Below are 20065 nucleotides of genomic sequence, written 5' to 3'. Positions count from 1 at the left end.
CGCCTAACCGATCACCGGCGCCGGGTCGATGACCGATGCCGGAATAGTGCAGAAGCTATGGCAGACACGGTCTTTGACGATCTGCTCCGGGCTTTCCGGATCGAACCACTGATCCACCAGGGCCCAGTGCACGGGGTGCTTCATATAGGGTCCGAGCAGGCCGTCGACATCGGCGTATTCCTGCTCCCAGACATGCGTCCATTGCGAGGTGCCCCCGGCGCGGTCGACGCGGCTGAGCTGCCATGCCTGGATCGTGGGTATGTGTCGCGGCATCTGTAGGGTCGCGAGTTCGAACCGTTCGATCTCCGCCTGGGCTGCCGCATCGTCCACACGCAAGAGCAGGGTCCGGTAGACCGTCGACGGGTTCGCGTCGCCGTGGTAGTCGGCGCAGCCGCTGCCGGCGTGGCCCCCGTGGTACTCGGCGGAGTCGATATGGTCGATGGCCGGGCAGGACATGGCCTCGTGGACCGCTTCGCGACCGGATAGCCACTGGGACTTCGAGGCGAATCGGAAATGCGCGAGAAGGTCTCCACCGTTGCGTGCTCCCGGCAGGGTCCGGGCGACCAGCGGGCGCCGCACACCCACCGCTTCCGCGGCCGCGGTGAGGCGTTTGACGGTCATCTCCGTGGTCATGGCGTCGGCGGGATCGGCCAGGTGCAGCAGACACGTCACCTTATACATCGCACAGTCCTTCCACATCCTCGGCGCAGCTCGCCATGGAACGTGTTCGTTCGACGATCATCGGCGCCATCGATTCCCACCACCGGGCCGGTTCGGGGTCGTGGCGGGCGCTGACCGCCGCCGCCCACCAGGCTCTGGGGCCCGGCACCGTCCAGGTGGCGGTGACGGTGTTGGTCTCACCGTCGATCCAGGCCGGCGGGCTCACCAGAATCCGATCGAGCGTCAGGCCCCGCTCGCGCGCCTGCGGCGCGTAGCCGCTGAGATACGCGTCGATGAATGCGCGGGCACTGCCGGGGCTGAGCACGATCCGATCGATGATGTAGATGGTGCGGTCGTCCATGAAATGAACGTAAGCGCTACCGTCTGGGCCGGTGCCGGTATCTCCCGGTGGCCGGGAGCGCTGATCGTGGGATGCCTTGTAGGCTGGACGATCATGGCCGCTGCCGACCCCGATTCCTACCCCTACCTGCCTGCGACGAGCTGGGCTGTTTTGGGCATGTTGTCCTTCGGTGAGGAACTGACCGGCAACGACCTGAAGAAATGGGCGGATTGGAGTATCGGGTTCTTCTATTGGAGTCCGTCGGTGAGTCAGGTCTACGGCGCGCTGGAGAAGCTCGAGGATCTCGCGTTGGTACGATCCCGGGCGGTCGCCGACGAGGGTGTGCGCGGCCGGCGGCTCTACGGGATCACCGATGCCGGCCTTCGCGCGTTGCGGAACTGGTCGCGTGATGCCGAGGTCGATATGCCGGTGCTCAAACACGGTGTGATGCTTCGTCTCTGGATGGGACATCTACATGACCCCGATCATTTGAAAGCAATCGTCCGCAGACATATCGAGAACTTGCGCAAACAGGCCCAGCAGGCAAAGCTGCATGCCGACCACTCCGACCCGGAACCCGGCTGGGCATTCACTCAGATGAGTCTGCGGTGGTCGCAACGGTATTTCGCGGCGGAGATCGAACTGGCCGAACAGTTGCTGGCCGAGATCGATGATTCAGCCGCGCGGTATCGAACACTGGCAGTTCGGGACGAAAACGACCTGCCAGTGCCGCGGCAGCCGGGCAGATGGCGCACGATCGGCGAAGATCTTTCCAACGACTCGTGACGACCGTGCTGCTGTTCATCCCTCCGCGAGTACACTCGGTGCGCTGGGTAGCGCTCGCAATATGTTGCGGCGCTGCAGCGTCGGTGTGATCCGCACCCCGCCGGAGACGTTGCGCCAGATTGCGTTGGCAGCGAGTTGGATGGGGCTTATCATCCTGCTGTCGAAGTTCATCTTGGTCAGTGGCCCGCAGATCGACACTGCGGTCGTCGCATCGCCGACCGAGCCGATCGGCGCGGCGATGCACCCGAAGCCGGGCACGGCGCTGTTGCGTTCGGTGGCGTAGCCCAGCTCACGGATACGGGTGGCTTCCGGCCCGCGGCCGCCGTTGAAGGCCAGCAGCGCCTTGCCGAGGGCTGTACTCGAGGCGGGTCGCCGGCCGCCCACCCGGGTCGGCACATGTGCGGCGAGCCGGCCACCGATTTTGTCGAGATACACGACATCGTCGCCGTCGAGGACCGCCAGGTGCACGACCAGGCCGGTGGCCCGGTAGAGGTGGTGCAGGTGTTCGCCGGAGGCGGCGTGGACCCGATCCTGGTGCACCGCCAGCGAGCCCAGCTCGACCAACCGGATTCCGAGACTGTAACTGCGGCCTTCCCGCCGCAGCCAGCGCAACTGGACGAGCCGGTCCAGCATCCGGTGGGCGGAGGAGCGGGGCAGTCCGGTGCGGAGGACGACCTCCGCCAATGCGAGGCTTTCGCGGCCGTCGAAGGCGTCCAGTACGAGCGAGATGCGGTCGAGAATGGCGCTGGGGGTTGCGGCCGTACCGGTCTGCGTCTCCTGGGTGGTGATCGTCATGCTTGGCTCCCTTGCCTACCTGCGCCATCGCTCTGACATGGCTATTTCTATTAGAAATAGTGCCATAGACCCGGCGGTATGTGAAGCAGATCACGAAATTGGGAGGTCAGACGGGGCTCCCGCCCAATGGACACATGGGCGGGGACACCGGCTCGGGCGGCTTACCTTTACCTCCACTTGTCGTCCCGATCGGAATGTGGAGCCAGGACCAGATGGTGAAGAAAATGCCCCCGCTCGTACCCGCCCACGACACGATCGTCGATCTGCTCGTCATCGGTTCGGGCACCGGAATGTCGGCTGCCCTCGCCGCACACGAACTGGGACTGTCGGTGGTGATCGCCGAGAAGACGGCCTACGTCGGCGGTTCGACCGCGCGTTCCGGCGGCGCCTTCTGGATACCGGGCAGTTCGATCCTGCCGGAACCGCGCGAAAAGGGAGTGACCGAAGCCGGGACCTACCTGCAGGCCGTCGTCGGAGATGCGGCCCCGGCCGAACGCGGCACCGCCTTCCTGGACGCGGGCGCCGAAACCGTCGCGATGCTGGAGCGGGCGACACCCATGCAATTCTTCTGGGCCGAGGGCTATTCCGATTACCATCCCGAGAAGCCGGGCGGCCGGGCCGAAGGGCGTACCTGTGAATGCCGTCCGTTCAACGCTTCGATTCTGGGCGAACAGCGGCCCAGGCTGCGGCCAGGTGTGATGGAGGCGCCGGTTCCGATGCCGGTGACCGGCGCGGACTACAAGTGGATGAACCTCATCGCGCGCAAGCCGCTGAAGGCCTTGCCGCGCATCGTGCGGCGGGCCGCACTCGGTATCGGCGGCATGTTGATTGGCCGGGAATACCTGGCCGGTGGGCAGGCGCTCGCCGCCGGCTTGTTCGCAGGTGTCCTGCGCGCAGGGATACCGGTGTGGACCGAGACGAGCCTGATGCGACTGGTACACGACGGCGGCGGCCGAGTCTCGGGTGCCGTGCTGCGGCAGGGCGAGCGTGAGGTCACCGTGCGGGCCCGCCGCGGTGTCGTACTGGCGGCCGGCGGTTTCGACCACGATACCGCCGCCCGGCACAAGTACCAGTCTCCGGCGCTGACCCCGCACGCCAGTCTCGGCTCCGAGGGAAATACCGGCGATGCCATCGAAGCGGCGCGGGAACTCGGGGCCGGCACCGTCTCCATGGACCAGGCCTGGTGGTTCCCCGCCTTCGCATCCCTGCCCGATGGTGCACCCGCGGTGATGCTCGCGGAACGCTCGCTGCCGGGGTCGTTCATCGTCGACCAGACGGGCCGGCGGTTCATCAACGAAGCCACCGACTACATGACCTTCGGCCAGCAAGTGCTGGCTCGCGAGCAGGCCGGCGACCCGGTCACCGAGATGTGGCTGATCTTCGACCAGCGCTACCGCAACAGCTACATCATGGCCGGCGGACTCTTCCCCCGGCAGTCGCTACCGGAGGCCTGGTACAAGGCGGGTATCGCACACCGCGCCGACGACCCGGCCGCACTGGCTGAGGCTATCGGTGTGCCGGTGGATACGTTCACCGGCACTTTCGCTCAGCACAACGACTATGCCGAAGCCGGGACGGATCCCGAATTCGACCGCGGTGCAAGCGCTTACGACCGCTACTATGGCGATCCCACGGTGACGCCGAACCCGAACCTGTCCGCGCTGGGCACCGCGCCCTTCTACGCGGTGAAGATGATTCTCAGCGACCTCGGTACCTGCGGCGGTGTCGTCGCCGACGAGCACGCACGGGTGCTGCGCGAGGACGGAAGTCTCATCGAGGGCCTGTACGCGATCGGCAATACAGCGGGCAACGCCTTCGGGGCGTCCTACCCCGGCGCCGGCGCCACCATCGGACAGGGCCTGGTCTACGGCTACATCGCCGCCCGGCACGCCGCGGCCCATGGTATTGCGGAGTCCGGGGTACCTACATCCGCCAAGTAGCTCGGTCGGCGCATCGGCAGTGGTCCGCGCGTCAAGCCGGTGGATCGCCTGTAGGGAAGCCGCCTCGTTACGCACAAGATCTATCTGATGGCCGCGCACCAGCCCCAGCTCGTCCTGCCGTTCACTACCCCGCATCGGCACGATCCGGTTGCGCCAGCCAGTCGGCACTTTGCGCACGGCGCCCAGCCAGTGGAAAGGCTACCGGTCGTATTGCACTCCCCGCGTCATGATCGAGATCGGCGCGGCAGCGCGCAGTTGCGGCGGTTGTTCACCAATGACTCGCGAAAACGCCACCTTCGCTACCTGCGGGCCCGTGTCCATCGCGAATACAACGAATGGCATCAGCTCCACCATCGCCCGAGAATTTGTTGCTGCTGCGTGTCGCCTGGGAGACCGGTGGGCCAGGCCAGCGGAGTACGCCACGCTGGACCAGTTATCGATTGGGGGAGCTAGCCGAGATCGACTACATGGGCTTGTATCGGGTCCGCCCACCAAAGAAGAGCAGCGGCGTGGACGAAACTGGGCGTGGACTCCTTCCAGTGGGGCTGGGGTCCGCACCTGCCCGCGGGCAGGTGACTGTTCCTCGGGTGCTTCACACCGGTCAAAGCCATCCGGCACTGCCTATCGGGGGGCCGGTCGGCACACTCCATTCCGGCCGAACCGCGGTTTGCATCTCAGCCTGCCTCTCGGTGCCGGTACTCGCGAATTCGCTCTGGATCCGAATGTTGTAGCTCGATGGCGACCCTTCCGAGGTGACTCCTGCGGTGGTGGAGCTGGAACGGGACCTCGGCCGTCGCGCGGCCGTCGGGAAACGCTATTCGTCGGTCCACTGCGGACGGTCATTCCCTGGCAGGACTTGTGACCGGTTGCCGGCCCCGCCGGCCTGCGATGAGCAGGCCGGCGAGTGCCGCGGCGGCCGCGGTGGTGCCGGCCGCGATCCAGAACATGGTGGTGAAGGCCGTCTCTCCGGGATAGTGCTCGTTGCCGATCGTGATGGTCCAGGTGCCTGCCGCGGCGGCCATGGTGGCGCTGGCCGTCGAGGTACCCACCGACTGGAGCAGGGCGCTGATACTGGTGGCCGACGCCGATTGCGTCATCGGGACCACCGTCATGATCAGAGTAGGAACGGCGGCGATGGTGAGTGACAGGCCGATACCAACGATAACCGCGCCCACAAGCATCTGCCACGGTTCCCGGCTGAAGGGCACCCGGAACGCGAAGGCCAGAGACAGTTCGACCGTCGCCACCAGCAGAACCGGTTGTGGGCCCCAGCGTGCGATCGTGCGCGCCGTGACCGGTGCCATGGCTATGCCGACCATAGCGATGGGCATGAGCCAAAGACCCGCCTCCAGGACGCTCATACCCGCGCCGAACCCTGTCGCGGCGGGTAGCTGCAACAACTGTGTGGTGAGCAGGATATTGGTGAACAGCGCGAAGCCGACGAGCAAGGCACACAGGTTCACCAGGAGCAGCGGTGGCCGTGTTGCCACGCGCAGATTCACCAGAGGTGTCTCGGATCTGAGTTGCAGCGGCACCCACCCCGCGAAAAGGAGCAGGCTCGTGCCGGCCAGGAGCAGCGTCTCGGAGCTGGTCCAGCCCCACTGGCCGCCCTTGGACAGTGGTATGAGCAGTGTGGTCAGCGCGCCGGCGAGCACAACAGCACCGAGTACATCGAACCTCTCTCGTGGACGCGGCGGCGATGGCGGAACCACCTTCGCGACAACCAGCAGCAGCAGCGACCCGGCCAGAGCCACAGCCCAGAAGACCCAATGCCAGTCCAGGAATGTGACGATCAGGCCGGACAGCGGCAACCCCGCGGCGGCGCCGATAGCCATAGAGGCGCTCATGGTAGCCACTCCGCCGGGCACCCGGTGCGGTGGTAGAACATCGCGCATTGTGGCCATCGCGACGGGGATCAGCGCCAGTCCGCATCCTTGGACAGCGCGTGCGATTACCAGTGGGAGCAACGCATCACTGAGCGCACCGAGCACTGAGGCGGCCACCACGAGCACCAGCGTGAGCAGGATCAGGAGTTTCTTGCCGAACATATCGGCGAGTCGCCCGATCAGCGGTGTGACGACCGCTCCCGTAACCAGCGTGGCGGTCACCAGCCAGGAGGCGTTGCTCACGGAGGTGTTGACGAGGGTCGGCAGGGCGGGAAGCAGAGGCAGGACCATGGTCTGCTGGAGCGCCATCAGGTATCCGCAGGCGGCGAGGACCACAACGATCCCGGTCCCGGACCGGGGCGTGGGAGTGTGCGGAGGACCGGCAAGGCGCTCGGGCGATGCTTCGGTGTCGCGAGTAGTCACCATTGGTGGGCGCCCCACCACTGCGGGTGGTCGAAGCGGCGGGTCGGTGGCATCGTTCCAGAATCGGCCCAGGTGGAGGCCGCCGCAAGGGCCCTCACCGCTCAATGGAACTCTGCCATTGCTGTGCCGCTGAATGGGAGGTGGCCGGGGGCGCCGCCGCGCATGTGTCATCTTGTGAGCTGGCTCATTGCCGTCGCGCCGGCGTATGAGCAGCAAGCAGGGTCCGCGTGAGGGGTGGGCGACGATGACGACGTGGTCGGCGTTGCTCAGAGCCCGACGGGGCTTCGGACCGGAATAGCGAGAGGCATTCGATGCCCCGCCATGGCACGCGGTGAGTGCAGAAGGATGGATGGTCGTGAACAGGTCCAACGAAGAGAACAGCGCTGATTTCCGGTACGTCCGTGGTGTGGCGACCACTGAGGACGGCGCGGACGTACGCGTGCGAATCTGGCTGTCTGGGCGCGCTTTTGAATACGCCATCGCGGCAGCAGCAGTCGGCAATCTGGTCGCCGACTGGAAGCGACAGCGATGGTGTGGGGCAATCGAGTTCTTCTCGGCTCCGACTTCGGGCGTGCCGCGGATACCTTGCGAACGGCTGTATCTGGGAAGCTGAGGCAACCTTGTACGCGGCTGTCGTAACTGTCCGGGAGGACGTTCGGGCCGGCCGAGAGGACCGGGGGCCGGAGCACTGGCCGGCGCCTTTCCCGGTCAGCGGAACGGACCGGGGCTGTAGCCGGAGATCTGTCGTGTACTGGAAGTGCCCTCGGTATGGCTACCCACCGATTGGTGGGCCGGCGAAGCATGCCCCCGGACTGACCTATCTCCTCCATGCCAGTCGGTAATCCGACCCGAAAGGACCTGTGCGCGATTAAGTTCGATGTCATATTGCCGGGAGTCAATCACATCCCGGGGTTCCACTCTTGTTGGTCACATACCCTCGACGTGGAGTTGCGGCTGGCGAAGTCGCTGGCGACGATCGATGTGCTGTCCGGCGGCCGGGGCAACGTGTCGATCGGCGTCGGTCACGCCGAACAAGAGTTCGCGGCGATGGGAGTGCCGTTCCACGAGCGCGGCGCGATCGCCGACGAGATCCTCGAAGCTCTGAATACGCTCTGGACCGCCGCGCCTCCCGAGTACCACGGTAAGTACCTTGTCCAAAGGTTTCGACGGCGCTACCGCGTCCGAACTGAACGGGTACCGGGACCAGTTGATCGAGGCCTAGCGCGACCGCTATCAGACGATCGGAACACCCGCACGGTCGCGGAACCGCCGCGCAGCGTGGGTTCGGAGCACGAATACCTGGACTATCTGTGCTGGTTCGCCGAGGAAGTCATGCCGGAGGTGTGAGTGACTCCGGACGCCACATGATCGACGACTTGTCCTGCAGGGCGTTCACCGCTCTCCGCGGTGCAGGCGAGGCGAGCGGACCGGGCGCCGCGCCGATAGTTCGGCAGGGCGTGCAGGCGAGACCGTCACAAACATTTCTCTTACCGACACGGATCGAAAAGCGAAGGAAAACTTGATGCCGACTCGGGATGCCTATCCGGCTATCGGACAGTTCATCGACGGGACGTGGGTGGACGGGGACGCGGATACCTCGGAGAAGGTCCTGGATCCAGCGACGGAGGAGGTGCTGGCGACTTATCCGCATGTCGGGTCCGGACAACTCGACCGTGCACTGGTCGCCGTTTCGCGTTGCGCGCGGAGTTGGCGGGATACGCCGCCGCTGCGCAGGTCCGACATCATCCGAGGGGCCGCGCAACTCCTGCGCGAGCGAGCGGACGATATTGCGTTCGCCGTGTCGAGCGAGCAGGGCAAACCGCTACACGAGGCTCGTGCCGAGGTGTATATCAGTGCCGAAATCATTGATTGGTGTGCTGAGGAGGGCAGGCGTACCTACGGGCGAATCGTGCCGTCCGGCGACGACAGCCGTCTGATGGTCACCGCCGAACCTGTCGGCCCAGTGGCGGCGTTCACCCCGTGGAACTTCCCGGTCCTCACCGTCGCGCGGAAGGTCGCGGCTGCCTTGGCCGCCGGCTGCCCCGTCATCGTGAAAGCGGCAGAGGAGACCCCTGCGGGTGCTGTAGCGGTGATTTCTGCTTTCGCAGACGCGGGCGTGCCGCCCGGGGTCGTCAACCTGGTACTCGGCGTCCCCGCCGAGATATCGGAGCATGTGCTGTCCGCCGGCGTCATCCGGAAGGTCTCGCTGACCGGATCGGTCGGAGTGGGTCGGACACTGTCGCGGCTGGCCGCCGAACACGACATCCGCACCACCATGGAACTCGGCGGCAACGCGCCGGTGATCGTAGAGCCCGATATCGACGTAGACGAGGTCGCGTTACGCTGCGCGACTTCGAAGTTCCGTAATGCGGGGCAGGTCTGCAACAGTCCCAGCCGGTTTTTCGTGCACACAGCGGTGCACGACCGGTTCGTCGCCGCGGTGGAACAGTTCGTTCGCGATATCAGGCTCGGCTCCGGAACGGCGGAAGGCACCACGATGGGGCCGCTGGCCAACTCGCGTCGCGCCGACTACATACAGAAGGCGTTGGCCGATGCGCTCAACCGGGGCGCGCAGGTCGTCTGCGGCGGCGGGATACCGGGCGGCGCCGGTTACTTCGTCGAGCCGACCGTGCTGACCGAGGTCGACGACTCCGCCATCGTCTTCGCTGAAGAGATCTTCGGTCCGATCATGCCCATCGTCCGGTATCACGATCTCGATACTGCGATCGCCCGGGCGAATGTGACCGCGTACGGCTTGGCGTCGTTCGTCTTTACCGATTCGCTGGCGAAAGCCCATCGGATGGCGCGGGATCTGGAAGCCGGGATGGTCGGTATCAACACCACGGTCGTGTCCCGGGCCGAGATGCCGTTCGGCGGGGTCAAAGCCTCGGGCCATGGGTTCGAGAGCGGTCTGGAAGGGGTGGACGCGTACCTGCGTCGGAAGGCAGTTCTGGAGCACGACCCCGTGGTGCCGGGCAGGGGCGTTTCGCATTGAGCACAGCGCCCGTACGCACGCAACACAGGAAATGGCGGGCGCCGTAATGGAATGGCAGCGGTAGGCGTTCGGCGCCGACCCTGTCGGGATTTCCGGAGAGCAGAGGAACTGATATGTCCGTATTGACCGGGAAAGTGGGAATTGTGACCGCGGCGGGCAGTGGGATGGGCCGTGCCGGCGCGATCCGCTTCGCCCGTGCCGGCGCTACCGTGGCCGTGGTATCGCTCGAGGAACAGGAGACCCGGGAAACGCTGGCGCTCGTCGAGGCCGCGGGAGGCCAGGGGCTGGCGCTCGCCGGAGATCTCGGCGACGAGGATTTCGCCCGGGAGATCGTGGATACGACCGTGCAGAAGTTCGGCAAACTCGATTTTCTCTGGAACCACGTGGGTTATCCGGGACCTGCCGCGGTGGAAGACATCGATCTCGCGGCGTTCGACAAGACGGTAGATCTCAACCTGCGCACGGTGATGGTGACGACCTCGCGCGCCATCCCGCATCTGAAGAAGTCTCCGGACGGGAACGTGCTGTTCACCTCGTCGTCGTCCGGTTTGACCGGCTCGCCGTGGAGCCCGGTGTATTCGATGGCGAAATTCGGTGTGGTCGGGTTGATGCGAGCGCTCGCCAAGAAGTACGGTCCCGAGGGCTTGCGTTTCAACGCCGTGTGTCCCGGGGTGATGGACACCCCGATGTTGCGCGTGTTCGTCGCCCGGCCGGATGACGAGCGGGCGCGGGGAGCGAATGCCGAGGAGTTGAGCCGCAAAGCAGCCGAGACAATACCGCTGCGCAGGCTGGGGCAACCGGAGGAGGTCGCGAACGCGGCCCTGTTCCTGCTCTCGGAGGACGCGTCGTTCATCACCGGCGTGGCACTACCCGTCGATGGCGGAACGGTCGCGTAGCGGCGCCTAGACGAGGATCCACCAGGGTCGCGGACTAACGACGACGCCTGTCGGCCGACCGAGCTGGCAGGCTCATCGCTTCGCCGCGTGTGCGCCGGTCATGCTTTGCTTACGAAGTTATCTTCGGTACCGAGCCGATCCCGTGAATATGAGTCCACCAGCCTGGAGCAGGTCCTCTGCATGCCGGGTCGGGACCAACATCGCCATCAACCAGCGTGAATAGCCCCCAACCATCGTCAGGACCAGTAACTGTTTCGGGCCCCGGATCTGGGGGCCGAGGATCTGGCGCGGTTTGCGTGATTGACTCCAGCCTGGATTGCCAACTAGCTTGAGTTTTAACCTCTGAGCTGGTGTTTTGTGGAGTTTCTGCGGGGGCGCGACCCGGCTTTCTGGGAAGGTTTCTTGTCGCTGGGGGTCTTGATGTGCGCGTCGTAGCGGGGTGCTGGCCGCTGGTTGCGGTGACCGGCGGGACGACCTGGACCGGGGCGGGAGGGTTTCGGTGCTCTGGCCGGACATGCCGCTCTTCGGCGGAGGTGCCGAAACCCTCGACGGACACGCGCGGGTGTAAGTCGTTGCGGAGCAACGGGTTTCTCCCAGGGGCGCCGCAAATCGATGGTGAGGTTCCGGGCCCGGCGTAGTTGGGTGTAAGCGGCCAGAAGCAGCCAGGTCCACCGATCAGCGGCTTCCGGGTTTCGCAGTTTCGGGCAGGCCCAGCCGAGGGTCTGTTTGAGCATGCGGAAGGTGTGCTCGATATCGAAACGCCGCAGGAACGCCTGCCACAACACCTCGACCTCGGTGCGGTCCAGGTCGACCTCCGAATGCCACAACCACACCGATTTCGGTATAGCGCCGCTGGGGAGGCGGTTGACATCGAGCCGGATCACGGTGCCTTCGATCACCGGAAGCTTCCCGGCCGGGGTCACCCAGGACGCACGGTGGGTGAGCCTGGGATGCAGGCGATTCCATGACCGGGCTATGGCCGGGCCGTAGAGACGAGTGTCGGTCGTGGCAGCAGTGTCGGGTGCACCCCAACTCGTCTGATCACCGAAAACGAACTCACCGCCGTGACGTGGTGGACGGCCGGTGGTTCCGGGCTGCCATGCGCGAGCGCGGCGGCGCAGGACCCGGTCCGACCGCATGCGTCCCAGTATGGCCACGGGCAGATCGGCCAGCAGGAACGCCAGCCGGGGTGCGTCGTATCCGGCGTCGGCGACGATCCAGATATTCGGGTCCCCGGGCTGCCAGTGCCCGGCTTCGATCAGGTTGCCGATGACGGTACGCAACTGGCCGGCGGTGACGGTCGCGGCATCGTCTCCCGGCGTCAGCCGCACCGCGTCCAGAGGTGCGGTCCAGGAACTGCGCCCCGATTCCAGGGCGGCGACCACCGAATACGGCCATCCCGGGATCATCTGCGCGGTGTTCTTTGCCCGCCCGTAGGTGTGACACAAGATCCGCTGCGGGCAGGTATGGGCCTCGGGCCGCAACCAGGCGGTGATATCCACCACCAGCACCAGGCGACCGTCGGCGGCTCGCGGCAGCGGCACCGACACCAGCGCACGCCGCAGCCGGGCGGCTTCGATAACGAGCCTGCTGACCGTGGGCTTGGACGGTCGCGGGACGGGTTCACCACGAAACTGCACTTGGCCGCCGATCAGGGGCAGTGTCCGTTGGCGCTGGTAGTGGCGCCTGGTCAGTGGGCCGATTGCCCGCAGTTCACCACCGTGCTCGGTGAGATCCGGGTGCCGCGGCTGAGCGTGGGTGGTATTTGGTCGCGGCCGGATCGGGTGCTGGCGGACAAGGCCTACTCGTCGGCGGCCAACCGCACTTACCTGCGGCGGCGCGGTATCAAGGCGACCATCCCGATCAGGCTGGATCAGGCCGCGCACCGCGCGGCCAAAGGTAATGGCGGTGGACGGCCGCCCGTGTTCGATCCGAGCCTCTATGCGCTGCGGCATGCCGTGGAATGCGCGATCAGCCGCCTCAAACAGTATCGAGCAGTGGCTACCCGCTATGACAAACCCGCTGTCCGCTACCTGGCCACCGTCCGCGTCGCTGCGATCAACCTGTGGTTATCAGGCCGCGGCTTATGAAACGCGGCCTAATGGGACGTGAGGTCCGCGGCGACGCATCGATCCCAGATCTTCCGCGCTGCCACTCGTACTGGGCCGACCAGTGCTCTGAAGTCGAGCGAGGTGACCGGCGCGCACACCGAGATACCGGCCCGGTTGCCGTAGATGTGATCCGGCGGCCCGATGGATACGCCGACGCAGCCGAGACCGGCGAACGCCTCGCCTCGATCGAATGCCGCGCCCCGGTCGCGCACCGCGGCTAGGTCGTCCTCGAGCTGGGCATCGGTGGTCACGCTCTGTGGAGTGCGCCGGACCAGTGTGCCATCGTCGGCGCGCCGCAGCTCGCCGAACATCGACCGGCGGCCCGACTGTTCGGCGAACGCGAGCTTGGCCTTGCCCGCTGCGGTGAGGTGGCCGGGGACCCGCTGGCCGATAGCGGTCGGTGTGGGTCCCGACGTGCGGCCGTTGGCCTTGGCCAGGTAGACGGTGTCGCCGCGATTGAATGTGGCGAGCTGGATAGTGAGGCCAGTCCGGTGTGCAAACGCTTGCATCACCGGCCGTGCGCCATGCAGCAGACGGTTCTGGTTCAACGCGGCCTGGCCCATCTCATAGGCCTTGATCCCGAGCTCGTAGGTCTGTTCGGGTGAGCGGGCAAGCCAGCCCGTATTTGTGAGCTGCTCGAGGAGACGATGAGCGGATGAGCGCGGCAGTCCAGTGCGGGAGGCGATCTGGGCCAAGGTGAGTGGACCTGCTCCGTTGAAGGTCTCCAAAACGAGCGATATCCGCTCGACTACCGAGACCGGCACGCCGACGGCGTTTGACATTCTTATCGGACCTCCAGCATGCCTCACGATTATGTGACATAACGCACGGTACTATTGCGTGGCGGCAGCGCTCAAAGGGCCGTGACGAGCATTGCCACCGACCATTTCATTCACTGCCGTCCGGCGCCGAGCGAGCCTCCCGGTCAGTGAGACGGCGGCCCATATGGCTGCCGTCCGGACCGCCCGCAGAGGGATACGGCGGTGGCTGCTGCACCGACCGGCCCGATCGGTGCAGCGACGCATCCGAGCCCCTCGCGATGTCGTCGCGCTCTGTAACGTAGCCGAATCCCCTGATCCGGGCGTCTTGAGGCCTGGTGCCGCCGTTGAAGGCCACAGCGCCTTTCCCAATCCAGCATGTGTGGCCGGCAGTCGCCGACCCACTCGGGTCGGAACGAAGGCCGCGAAACGGCCGCCGCGCTTCTCGGGTACACGACATCGTTGCTATCGAGAATTGCCAGGTGGACCATCAGGCCTGTGGCCCGATGCAGGTGGTGAAGTTATTCGCGGGCGGCTGCATCGATCCGGTCTTGGTGTACCGCGAGAGAGCTCAGTTCCACCAGTCTGATCCCGAGACTGTAATTGCGGCCTTCTCGCCTGAGTCAGCGCAATTGAACGAGTCGGTCCAGTATTCGATGGGCGGATGAGCGGCAGGCCGGTACGGTGGACGATCTCCGCCCCCCCGAGGTCCTGGTTACATTCGAAGGGGGATCGCGGCAGTACCGGTCTGCATCTCGTGATTTGTGATCGTCATGCTGTGGCTCCCTTGCCTACTATGCCAGCGCTCTGACATAGCTATTTCAATTAGGAAAAGGTGCCATAGACCTGTCGGTATGCGAAGCCTTTCACGGAACTGGGTGCTCGTGGCAGTGCCTGCCCGGATTTGGTGAGCGCCGCCGCCGATGCGGTGCACGCGCGGTCGGCGGTTTCGACTGCGACATCGCCGCCGAGCACACAGTCGAGGAGTTTTGCGTGACCCATTTGGTGCAGACACCACTACCGGATAGGGCTCGGTTTACAGCTCTGAGGTCGCAGCCATACGACGGCAGTACGCATCCAGGAGGTTGACCTGCGGTCGGTACCCCAGGTGCACAGCAGGCGCGGGATCGGTCCCGAAGGCATGCACGGCGTGCGGCTTTCTGGCCGCGAAGTCCGAAGCTGGACCCAGACAGTGCCAGCAGCGGGCGAACCGTCGTGTGGGCGCAGCGACGGTTCCGACCCGTCGACCGTGCTGACCAGGTTGCGTGGTAGCGCCATGACCGATACTACTGGTGAAGTGCGGAAGTGGGCTGAGGACCGTCGATACTGCGGTCGCCATCTCGCTGAACGGAATTCGGGAGTCCGCCGCGTCTCGATGTTCTGTCACTATTCACTCGGTCCGTAAAGGAGCAATTCACTGATCACCGCCGCGCAGCGCGGGCGGCCACCTGGCGGCGACGGGGCTCAGCAGTTGCGGTGAGAAAGGTTAACCTCATGAGCTGGGTGGATTCGGCGGTTGAGTGGGACGAACGATGCGAGGTACTGGTATTTGGATCCGGCGATGGTGGGCTCACCGGGGCCTACACCGCCGGGCGCGAGGGACTGCATGTGATCGTCGCCGAGGCCACCGACCGGTTCGGTGGTAGCACGGCGTACTCCGGCGGCGGAATGTGGTTTCCCGGACATCCGGTGCTGGTGCGGGCGGGTGATGCCGACACTCCGGTGGATGCCCTGAAGTATTTCCGGGCGGTGGTGGGTGAGCGGACATCAGTGGAGTTGCAGCGAGCCTTCGTGACCGGCGGGGCCCCTCTGGTGGAGTATCTCGAACAGGATCCGGCGCTGCAGTTTCAGATTCTGCCCTGGCCCGACTACTTCGGTAACGCACCACAGGTGGGGCCCACCTGGCGTCATATCATTCCTTTCCCGCTGCGTGCCGATGCGTTGGGGGAATTGGCGGCGGAGATACGGGCACCGCTGGCCACCGATCGCCGGTCGGCCCCGGTACCTGCTGAGTTGGAAGGTGGCCGCGCATTGATCGGACGTCTGCTGCTGGCGTTGCAGGCGCTGCCGGCGGTGGAGTTGAAACGGCGCGTAGCATGCCGGGAATTGATCCGGCTGGACGGCCGAGTTGTGGGCGCCTCGGTCTCTACGCCCGAGGGCTTGCGACGAATTCGGGCCACGCATGGTGTGCTCGTCGCGGCGGGCGGGTTCGAACGGAACAGCCGGATGCGTTCCGCCTTCGGGGTGCCGGGCTTCGCGCGCGATTCCATGGCACCGGCCGGGAATACGGGCGCGGCCGTCGAAGCCGCGATGGGTGTGGGGGGCGATGTGGACCTGATGAACGAGGCGTGGTGGGCGCCGGGACTGACTCATCCTGACGGCTGCTCCACCTTCTCGATGTGGTTCACCGGTGGTATTTTCGTCGACAGCGGGGGCCGCCGGTTCACCAACGAGTCCGCGCCTTACGACCGGGTCGGTCGGGATGTGCTCGCGGCCGTGGATTCCGGCCGCATCGAGCTGCCCTATTGGATGATCTATAGCGGGACGCCGGATTTTGCACCCCCGGTTTTGTTCACGGGAATACCACTGGATGATCATGAGGCATACCGTGAGGCCGGGTTGTGGCATCGCGCCGACACTCTCGCAGAGCTGGCCGGTCTCATCGGGGTTCCCGTCCCGGCGCTGACAGAGACCGTGCAGCGTTTCAACCATGCCGTGGACGCGGGTGCGGACCCGGATTTCGGCCGCGGCGGCGAACTCTACGACCGCTCGGTACCGGGCTATCCGGATCCGTTGGTACGGATCGACGGCGGCCCGTACTGCGCCGCGGCATTCGGCCTGTCGGACCTGGGGACGAAAGGGGGCCTGCGGACCGATGCCGCCGCCCGGGTCCTGGATTCCACAGGGGAGGTCATTCCCGGGCTTTATGCCACGGGTAACTCGATGGCGGCGGTGAAAGGCAGCACCTATCCGAGGGGAGGAAACCCTATCGGCGCCTCGATGGTGTTCGCGCATCGTGCCGCGCTGGATATGGCGGACGCGACCGGAATGCCTGGGGTATCTACAATTGCGCGTTCCGAAACTACCCCCGGCGAATTCCGATCGGCACTTGGTCGCTTTTGTTCTGGCGTCACCATCGTGACGGCGATCGGCGCGGACGGTCCTATAGGATTCAGCTGCCAGTCGGTCTCGTCGCTGTCTATCGAACCGCCGTTTATCGGATTTTACCCAGCGATGAGCTCGACCACCTGGTCGGAGGTCCGGGCCGTGGGCAGCTTCTGCGTGAACGTGCTCGCCGCCGATCAGAACGAGGTATTCGGCGTCTTCGCCCGCAGCAGGGCCGACAACTTCGCGGGTGTGGAGTGGGCGCGGGGTGGTAACGGCGCTCCACGACTTGCCGGATCGCTGGTTTCGCTGGAATGCACGTTCGAGGAAGAATTGCGTGGTGGCGACCACACCATCGTGATCGCGCGGGTTACTGCGGTCGGGCCGATTCGCGAGGCTGAGCCGCTGTTTTTCTACCGGGCGTCGTTCCGTGACCTGGTGGCGGAGCCAGTGGCGGCCGGCGCCTCCGGCGCAGATAGCTGGGGCTGATCGGGTTGGGGCTCGCCGGTCTCGTATTAGGGCAGGAGTACCGCCCGGTTGCGACGTGCATTGCGAACTCAGCCAACCGGGCCCGAGGTGGAGCCGGTACGTGCAGGTAGCCGGCTCGAATGCTGTTACGTCTGTCCCACAGCGGTTTTCGTAGAGGCAGCGTCGTTCTGTCGGCTTCGGTCGAGTATCAGGGCCCGAGCTTGGTTGCGGATGGCCTGCTCCTGAGCGGCTCCGTGGAATGGGTCCGGAAAGTGCCACAAGACCGCGCTGGATAGCAACGGGGCGAGCATCTGCATGACACCGTTCCAGAAGCCACCTTTGGACGGTGCGGCGTACTCGGCCACCTTTGTTACCGATGGCATGCGCCGGGTCGGCTTTCTCCAGCCTGGAGCGGGAAAGCGGCCTGCGAACGGCTGGCGGGCGAACTGCCGGTGGGTAGTCTTTTCCCGGGGCGAATGTCGTGCTCGGGCGAGGCAGTCCACCGACGCTTCCTCTCATTGCTCTGCTGCTTCTCGGTGCCATTGGGATGGCGTCCAAACATCGCGGTGACCCGGCGCGTGCTTTCAGGGAGGGAACGCAGCCGATGGGCACCGGCTTTCGTATGCGCTCGAGTAGCCGAGTGGGCTGGTTGTCGCCCGCCTTGTTTCGCGTGTTAGGAGGCCGTTGCGGTGGAGCATGGCGATGGTGGCAACGAGTTGGCCGCGCTTCAGGTCGACGTGCCGGCCTGTCCGCCTTCACGGCTACGCATCATCCGTCCGCATTCCGGTCTGGTGGCGTGAATCCAACTAGCACGCGTCCGATTCTCAAGCTCCGTTTGTCGATATAAAACTGACGGAGATGCTTGACACTCGGATCCCTGAGGTTCACCCCGAATGGTGGACAGGGGATCAAGCAGTCGTCGCAGCCGCAGACAGTGATTGTTCGTAGGCGATGGGGCTGATCATCCCGATCTGTCAGCGGCCATGAGATCCTCCCCACTGTAAAGTCCCAGGACTTGCTTGACGCCGGTGTCCCGGGTGAGTGTTTACGGTCGCGGGACATTTCCTACGGTTCAACCACATTCGTGACAGATCTGCGTCATCGTGGATTGCCGTGGTCGAGACGCAGGATGAGCATGGTGGAGTTGCCGAGGGCGACTGGATGGTGGAGCACCGGTTCCGGGCCGTGGCGGAGGTGCTCGATGGATCGCCGGTTGCCGAGGTCGCCCGCCGGTATGGGACCTCGCGGCAGTCGGTGCATGCCTGGTTGCGGCGGTTCCGGGAAGGCGGCCGGGAGGGGTTGAAGGATCGGTCGCGGCGGCCGCATACCTCGCCGTCGCGTGTTCCGGTCGACGTGGAAATCGCGATCTGTCAGCTTCGGCAGACGTATCCGAAGTGGGGTGCGCGCCGGATCGCCCACGAGCTGGCAGCACGCGGGATCGCGGACCCGCCGGGCCGGTCGACGGTGCACCGGATCCTGGTGCGCAATGGTCTGGTCGAGCGTCAGGTGCAGGTTCATCGTCGCGTCTATCGTCGGTGGCAGCGTGATGCGCCGATGCAGCTGTGGCAGATGGACATCATGGGCGGGGTGTTCCTCGCCGACGGTCGCGAATGCAAGCTGGTCACCGGGATCGACGACTGTTCACGGTTCATCGTGATCGCCGCGGTGCTGGTGCAGCCGTCCGGGCGGGCAGTATGCCAGGCATTCATCGACGCGATGCGCCGGTTCGGGGTCCCGTCGGAGGTCCTGACCGACAACGGCAAGCAGTTCACCGGCCGATACTCCAAGCCGCTTCCGACCGAGATCATGTTCGAGCGGGTATGCCGCGAAAACGGCATCTTCCAGCGCCTGACCAAACCTCGATCGCCGACCACGACAGGCAAGATCGAACGATTCCACAAGACGCTGCGCCGCGAAATGCTCGACCACTCCGGGCCGTTCGCCGATGCCACGATCGCCCAGACCGCGATCGATGCCTGGGTCCACGCCTATAACCACACCCGCCCCCACCAGTCCCTCGAAATGGCCACTCCCGCTCAGGTCTTCCGCCCTCACACGATGCCGGCCACCCCAGCACCGGATCCGGCGCCGACCGAAACGATACTGGCAACCGAAAAGGTGACACGGTTGCCGATGCTCCCGCCGCCGGGTTCGTCCGAGGGCAACGTCGCGCTGCAGGCGGTCGAGTTCGACGCCGTGATCCGCGCCAGCCGGCATGTGACGTTGCCCAGGAACCGGAGCTTGAAGTTCAGCCCGACCCTGGTCGGGCGCACCGTCACCATCTGGGTCTCTCACCACACCGTCCACGTCCTACTCGACGGGCAACTCAACAGGACCCGGGCGATGAGCTTCACCGACGCCGACCTGCAAGCGGTGATCATGCGCGGCGGCCGGATCGGCGGACCCGAACCGCGAGGCGGTGTCAGTGCCGAGCGGCCACTGGCACCCACAGCTGTCGTCGAAGTCGATTGCAAAGCAAGCAAGGACGGCGTCGTCTCTCTCGGCACCGCACCGGTCGCCCTCGGTTCGGAACTGATCGGCAAACACCTCACCCTGCGGTTCGACGGCAACATCATGTATGTCATCCACGCAGGACTGCTGGTCAAGACCCTCCCCGCCCCGATCCCGCACGAACGCCGCGCGAAACTCACCGGCGCACGCACCTCCACCACACCCCTGCCCGCCCCGCCGTCACGGCCACGGCAAGCCATCCGCCGGATCGGAGCCGACGGCACATTCCAGGTCGCCGGCCAGAAGCTACGGCCCGGAATCGCGCACGCCGGAAAGACCGTCACCGTCGTGATCGAGGTGACCCGCTCCCCATGGATGCGACCAGCCGGAATTAGAGTCTCGTTGGCCCTGGTGAGGGCCAGAAGGGACGATAGGGACCATGGCTGGACGC

Annotated in this window: 17 protein-coding genes and 1 pseudogene; 10 read left to right on the top strand and 8 right to left on the bottom strand. The window is 65.5% G+C overall.

All coding sequences use genetic code 11. The features are described 5' to 3' along the window. Positions 1–3: 3 nt before the first annotated feature. Both ACFWPH_RS32500 and ACFWPH_RS32495 read right to left on the bottom strand, forming a co-directional pair. Positions 4–681 (bottom strand): Dabb family protein, encoded by a 678-nt coding sequence (locus tag ACFWPH_RS32500; protein WP_378756087.1) that lies wholly within the window; start codon positions 679–681, stop codon positions 4–6. Beyond that, complete coding sequence (locus ACFWPH_RS32495; RefSeq protein ID WP_378756086.1) at positions 674–1021, bottom strand: hypothetical protein; 348 nt, start codon at positions 1019–1021, stop codon at positions 674–676. The genes ACFWPH_RS32500 and ACFWPH_RS32495 overlap by 8 nt, the downstream gene beginning before the upstream one ends. Before the next feature lie 93 nt (positions 1022–1114). Between ACFWPH_RS32495 and ACFWPH_RS32490 the strand changes: the two genes are divergently transcribed. Continuing rightward, positions 1115–1786 (top strand): PadR family transcriptional regulator, encoded by a 672-nt coding sequence (locus tag ACFWPH_RS32490; RefSeq protein WP_378756130.1) that lies wholly within the window; start codon positions 1115–1117, stop codon positions 1784–1786. Positions 1787–1801: 15 nt separating this feature from the next. On the opposite strand, the gene ACFWPH_RS32485 is transcribed toward ACFWPH_RS32490, so the two are convergent. Next, positions 1802–2581: an IclR family transcriptional regulator gene (locus ACFWPH_RS32485; RefSeq protein WP_378756085.1), complete on the bottom strand. Its 780-nt coding sequence runs from the start codon at positions 2579–2581 to the stop codon at positions 1802–1804. A gap of 212 nt (positions 2582–2793) precedes the next feature. Here ACFWPH_RS32485 and ACFWPH_RS32480 point away from each other — a divergent pair, with 212 nt between their 5' ends. Further along, complete coding sequence (locus ACFWPH_RS32480) at positions 2794–4521, top strand: 3-ketosteroid-delta-1-dehydrogenase (RefSeq protein ID WP_378756129.1); 1728 nt, start codon at positions 2794–2796, stop codon at positions 4519–4521. Positions 4522–4719: 198 nt separating this feature from the next. Here ACFWPH_RS32480 and ACFWPH_RS32475 read toward each other — a convergent pair whose 3' ends face one another. Together ACFWPH_RS32475 and ACFWPH_RS32470 are read right to left on the bottom strand one after the other, a co-directional pair. After that, the gene (locus ACFWPH_RS32475; protein ID WP_378756084.1) at positions 4720–4875 is read right to left on the bottom strand and encodes a hypothetical protein; all 156 of its coding nucleotides are present in this window, start codon (positions 4873–4875) and stop codon (positions 4720–4722) included. A gap of 485 nt (positions 4876–5360) precedes the next feature. Next, entirely contained in the window at positions 5361–6833 is a 1473-nt protein-coding gene (locus ACFWPH_RS32470; RefSeq protein ID WP_378756083.1) for an MFS transporter, read from the bottom strand. A 352-nt stretch (positions 6834–7185) separates the two neighbouring features. Between ACFWPH_RS32470 and ACFWPH_RS32465 the strand changes: the two genes are divergently transcribed. The 4 genes from ACFWPH_RS32465 (at position 7186) to ACFWPH_RS32450 (ending at position 10721) form a co-directional block, all read left to right on the top strand. Then, positions 7186–7443: a hypothetical protein gene (locus tag ACFWPH_RS32465; protein WP_378756082.1), complete on the top strand. Its 258-nt coding sequence runs from the start codon at positions 7186–7188 to the stop codon at positions 7441–7443. A gap of 329 nt (positions 7444–7772) precedes the next feature. Beyond that, positions 7773–8177: an LLM class flavin-dependent oxidoreductase gene (locus tag ACFWPH_RS32460; protein ID WP_378756080.1), complete on the top strand. Its 405-nt coding sequence runs from the start codon at positions 7773–7775 to the stop codon at positions 8175–8177. A gap of 175 nt (positions 8178–8352) precedes the next feature. Continuing rightward, complete coding sequence (locus ACFWPH_RS32455) at positions 8353–9825, top strand: NAD-dependent succinate-semialdehyde dehydrogenase (RefSeq protein WP_378756079.1); 1473 nt, start codon at positions 8353–8355, stop codon at positions 9823–9825. A gap of 113 nt (positions 9826–9938) precedes the next feature. Further along, a complete protein-coding gene (locus ACFWPH_RS32450) occupies positions 9939–10721 on the top strand; it encodes an SDR family NAD(P)-dependent oxidoreductase (protein ID WP_378756078.1) in 783 nt (260 codons plus the stop codon). Positions 10722–10839: 118 nt separating this feature from the next. Here ACFWPH_RS32450 and ACFWPH_RS32445 read toward each other — a convergent pair. Together ACFWPH_RS32445 and ACFWPH_RS32440 are read right to left on the bottom strand one after the other, a co-directional pair. After that, positions 10840–10991, bottom strand: a pseudogene (locus ACFWPH_RS32445) (IS21 family transposase); the annotation flags it as partial. Positions 10992–11056: 65 nt separating this feature from the next. Continuing rightward, complete coding sequence (locus ACFWPH_RS32440; RefSeq protein WP_378756128.1) at positions 11057–12301, bottom strand: NF041680 family putative transposase; 1245 nt, start codon at positions 12299–12301, stop codon at positions 11057–11059. On the opposite strand from ACFWPH_RS32440, the gene ACFWPH_RS32435 reads away from it, so the two are divergent. Further along, a complete protein-coding gene (locus tag ACFWPH_RS32435) occupies positions 12188–12811 on the top strand; it encodes an IS5 family transposase (RefSeq protein WP_378756077.1) in 624 nt (207 codons plus the stop codon). The genes ACFWPH_RS32440 and ACFWPH_RS32435 overlap by 114 nt on opposite strands. A gap of 8 nt (positions 12812–12819) precedes the next feature. Here the strand turns inward: ACFWPH_RS32435 and ACFWPH_RS32430 are convergent, their stop codons facing one another. Next, positions 12820–13614 (bottom strand): IclR family transcriptional regulator, encoded by a 795-nt coding sequence (locus ACFWPH_RS32430; protein WP_378756076.1) that lies wholly within the window; start codon positions 13612–13614, stop codon positions 12820–12822. A 458-nt stretch (positions 13615–14072) separates the two neighbouring features. Between ACFWPH_RS32430 and ACFWPH_RS32425 the strand changes: the two genes are divergently transcribed. The 3 genes from ACFWPH_RS32425 to ACFWPH_RS32415 all read left to right on the top strand — a co-directional run. Continuing rightward, positions 14073–14258, top strand: coding sequence for a hypothetical protein (locus ACFWPH_RS32425; RefSeq protein ID WP_378756075.1), 186 nt, complete (start codon positions 14073–14075; stop codon positions 14256–14258). Between the two features lie 826 nt (positions 14259–15084). Beyond that, a complete protein-coding gene (locus tag ACFWPH_RS32420; protein WP_378756074.1) occupies positions 15085–17184 on the top strand; it encodes an FAD-binding protein in 2100 nt (699 codons plus the stop codon). Positions 17185–18276: 1092 nt separating this feature from the next. Next, positions 18277–20065 (top strand): IS481 family transposase (locus ACFWPH_RS32415; RefSeq protein WP_378756073.1); only part of this gene is annotated, 1789 nt, incomplete at its 3' end.

The organism is Nocardia sp. NPDC058499, assembly GCF_042719915.1.
Lineage (GTDB): Bacteria > Actinomycetota > Actinomycetes > Mycobacteriales > Mycobacteriaceae > Nocardia.
Note: the sequence above shows the minus strand (reverse complement) of the source record. Positions and strands in the feature narration are given on the sequence as shown.

What these genes read in the sequence shown, in the direction of transcription:
- ACFWPH_RS32500 (WP_378756087.1), bottom strand. Translation starts at nt 681, where the DNA reads ATGTATAAGGTGACGTGTCTGCTGCACCTGGCCGATCCCGCCGACGCC.
- ACFWPH_RS32495 (WP_378756086.1), bottom strand. Translation starts at nt 1,021, where the DNA reads ATGGACGACCGCACCATCTACATCATCGATCGGATCGTGCTCAGCCCC.
- ACFWPH_RS32490 (WP_378756130.1), top strand. Translation starts at nt 1,115, where the DNA reads ATGGCCGCTGCCGACCCCGATTCCTACCCCTACCTGCCTGCGACGAGC.
- ACFWPH_RS32485 (WP_378756085.1), bottom strand. Translation starts at nt 2,581, where the DNA reads ATGACGATCACCACCCAGGAGACGCAGACCGGTACGGCCGCAACCCCC.
- ACFWPH_RS32480 (WP_378756129.1), top strand. Translation starts at nt 2,794, where the DNA reads ATGGTGAAGAAAATGCCCCCGCTCGTACCCGCCCACGACACGATCGTC.
- ACFWPH_RS32475 (WP_378756084.1), bottom strand. Translation starts at nt 4,875, where the DNA reads ATGGTGGAGCTGATGCCATTCGTTGTATTCGCGATGGACACGGGCCCG.
- ACFWPH_RS32470 (WP_378756083.1), bottom strand. Translation starts at nt 6,833, where the DNA reads ATGGTGACTACTCGCGACACCGAAGCATCGCCCGAGCGCCTTGCCGGT.
- ACFWPH_RS32455 (WP_378756079.1), top strand. Translation starts at nt 8,353, where the DNA reads ATGCCGACTCGGGATGCCTATCCGGCTATCGGACAGTTCATCGACGGG.
- ACFWPH_RS32450 (WP_378756078.1), top strand. Translation starts at nt 9,939, where the DNA reads ATGTCCGTATTGACCGGGAAAGTGGGAATTGTGACCGCGGCGGGCAGT.
- ACFWPH_RS32435 (WP_378756077.1), top strand. Translation starts at nt 12,188, where the DNA reads ATGGGCCTCGGGCCGCAACCAGGCGGTGATATCCACCACCAGCACCAG.
- ACFWPH_RS32430 (WP_378756076.1), bottom strand. Translation starts at nt 13,614, where the DNA reads ATGTCAAACGCCGTCGGCGTGCCGGTCTCGGTAGTCGAGCGGATATCG.
- ACFWPH_RS32420 (WP_378756074.1), top strand. Translation starts at nt 15,085, where the DNA reads ATGAGCTGGGTGGATTCGGCGGTTGAGTGGGACGAACGATGCGAGGTA.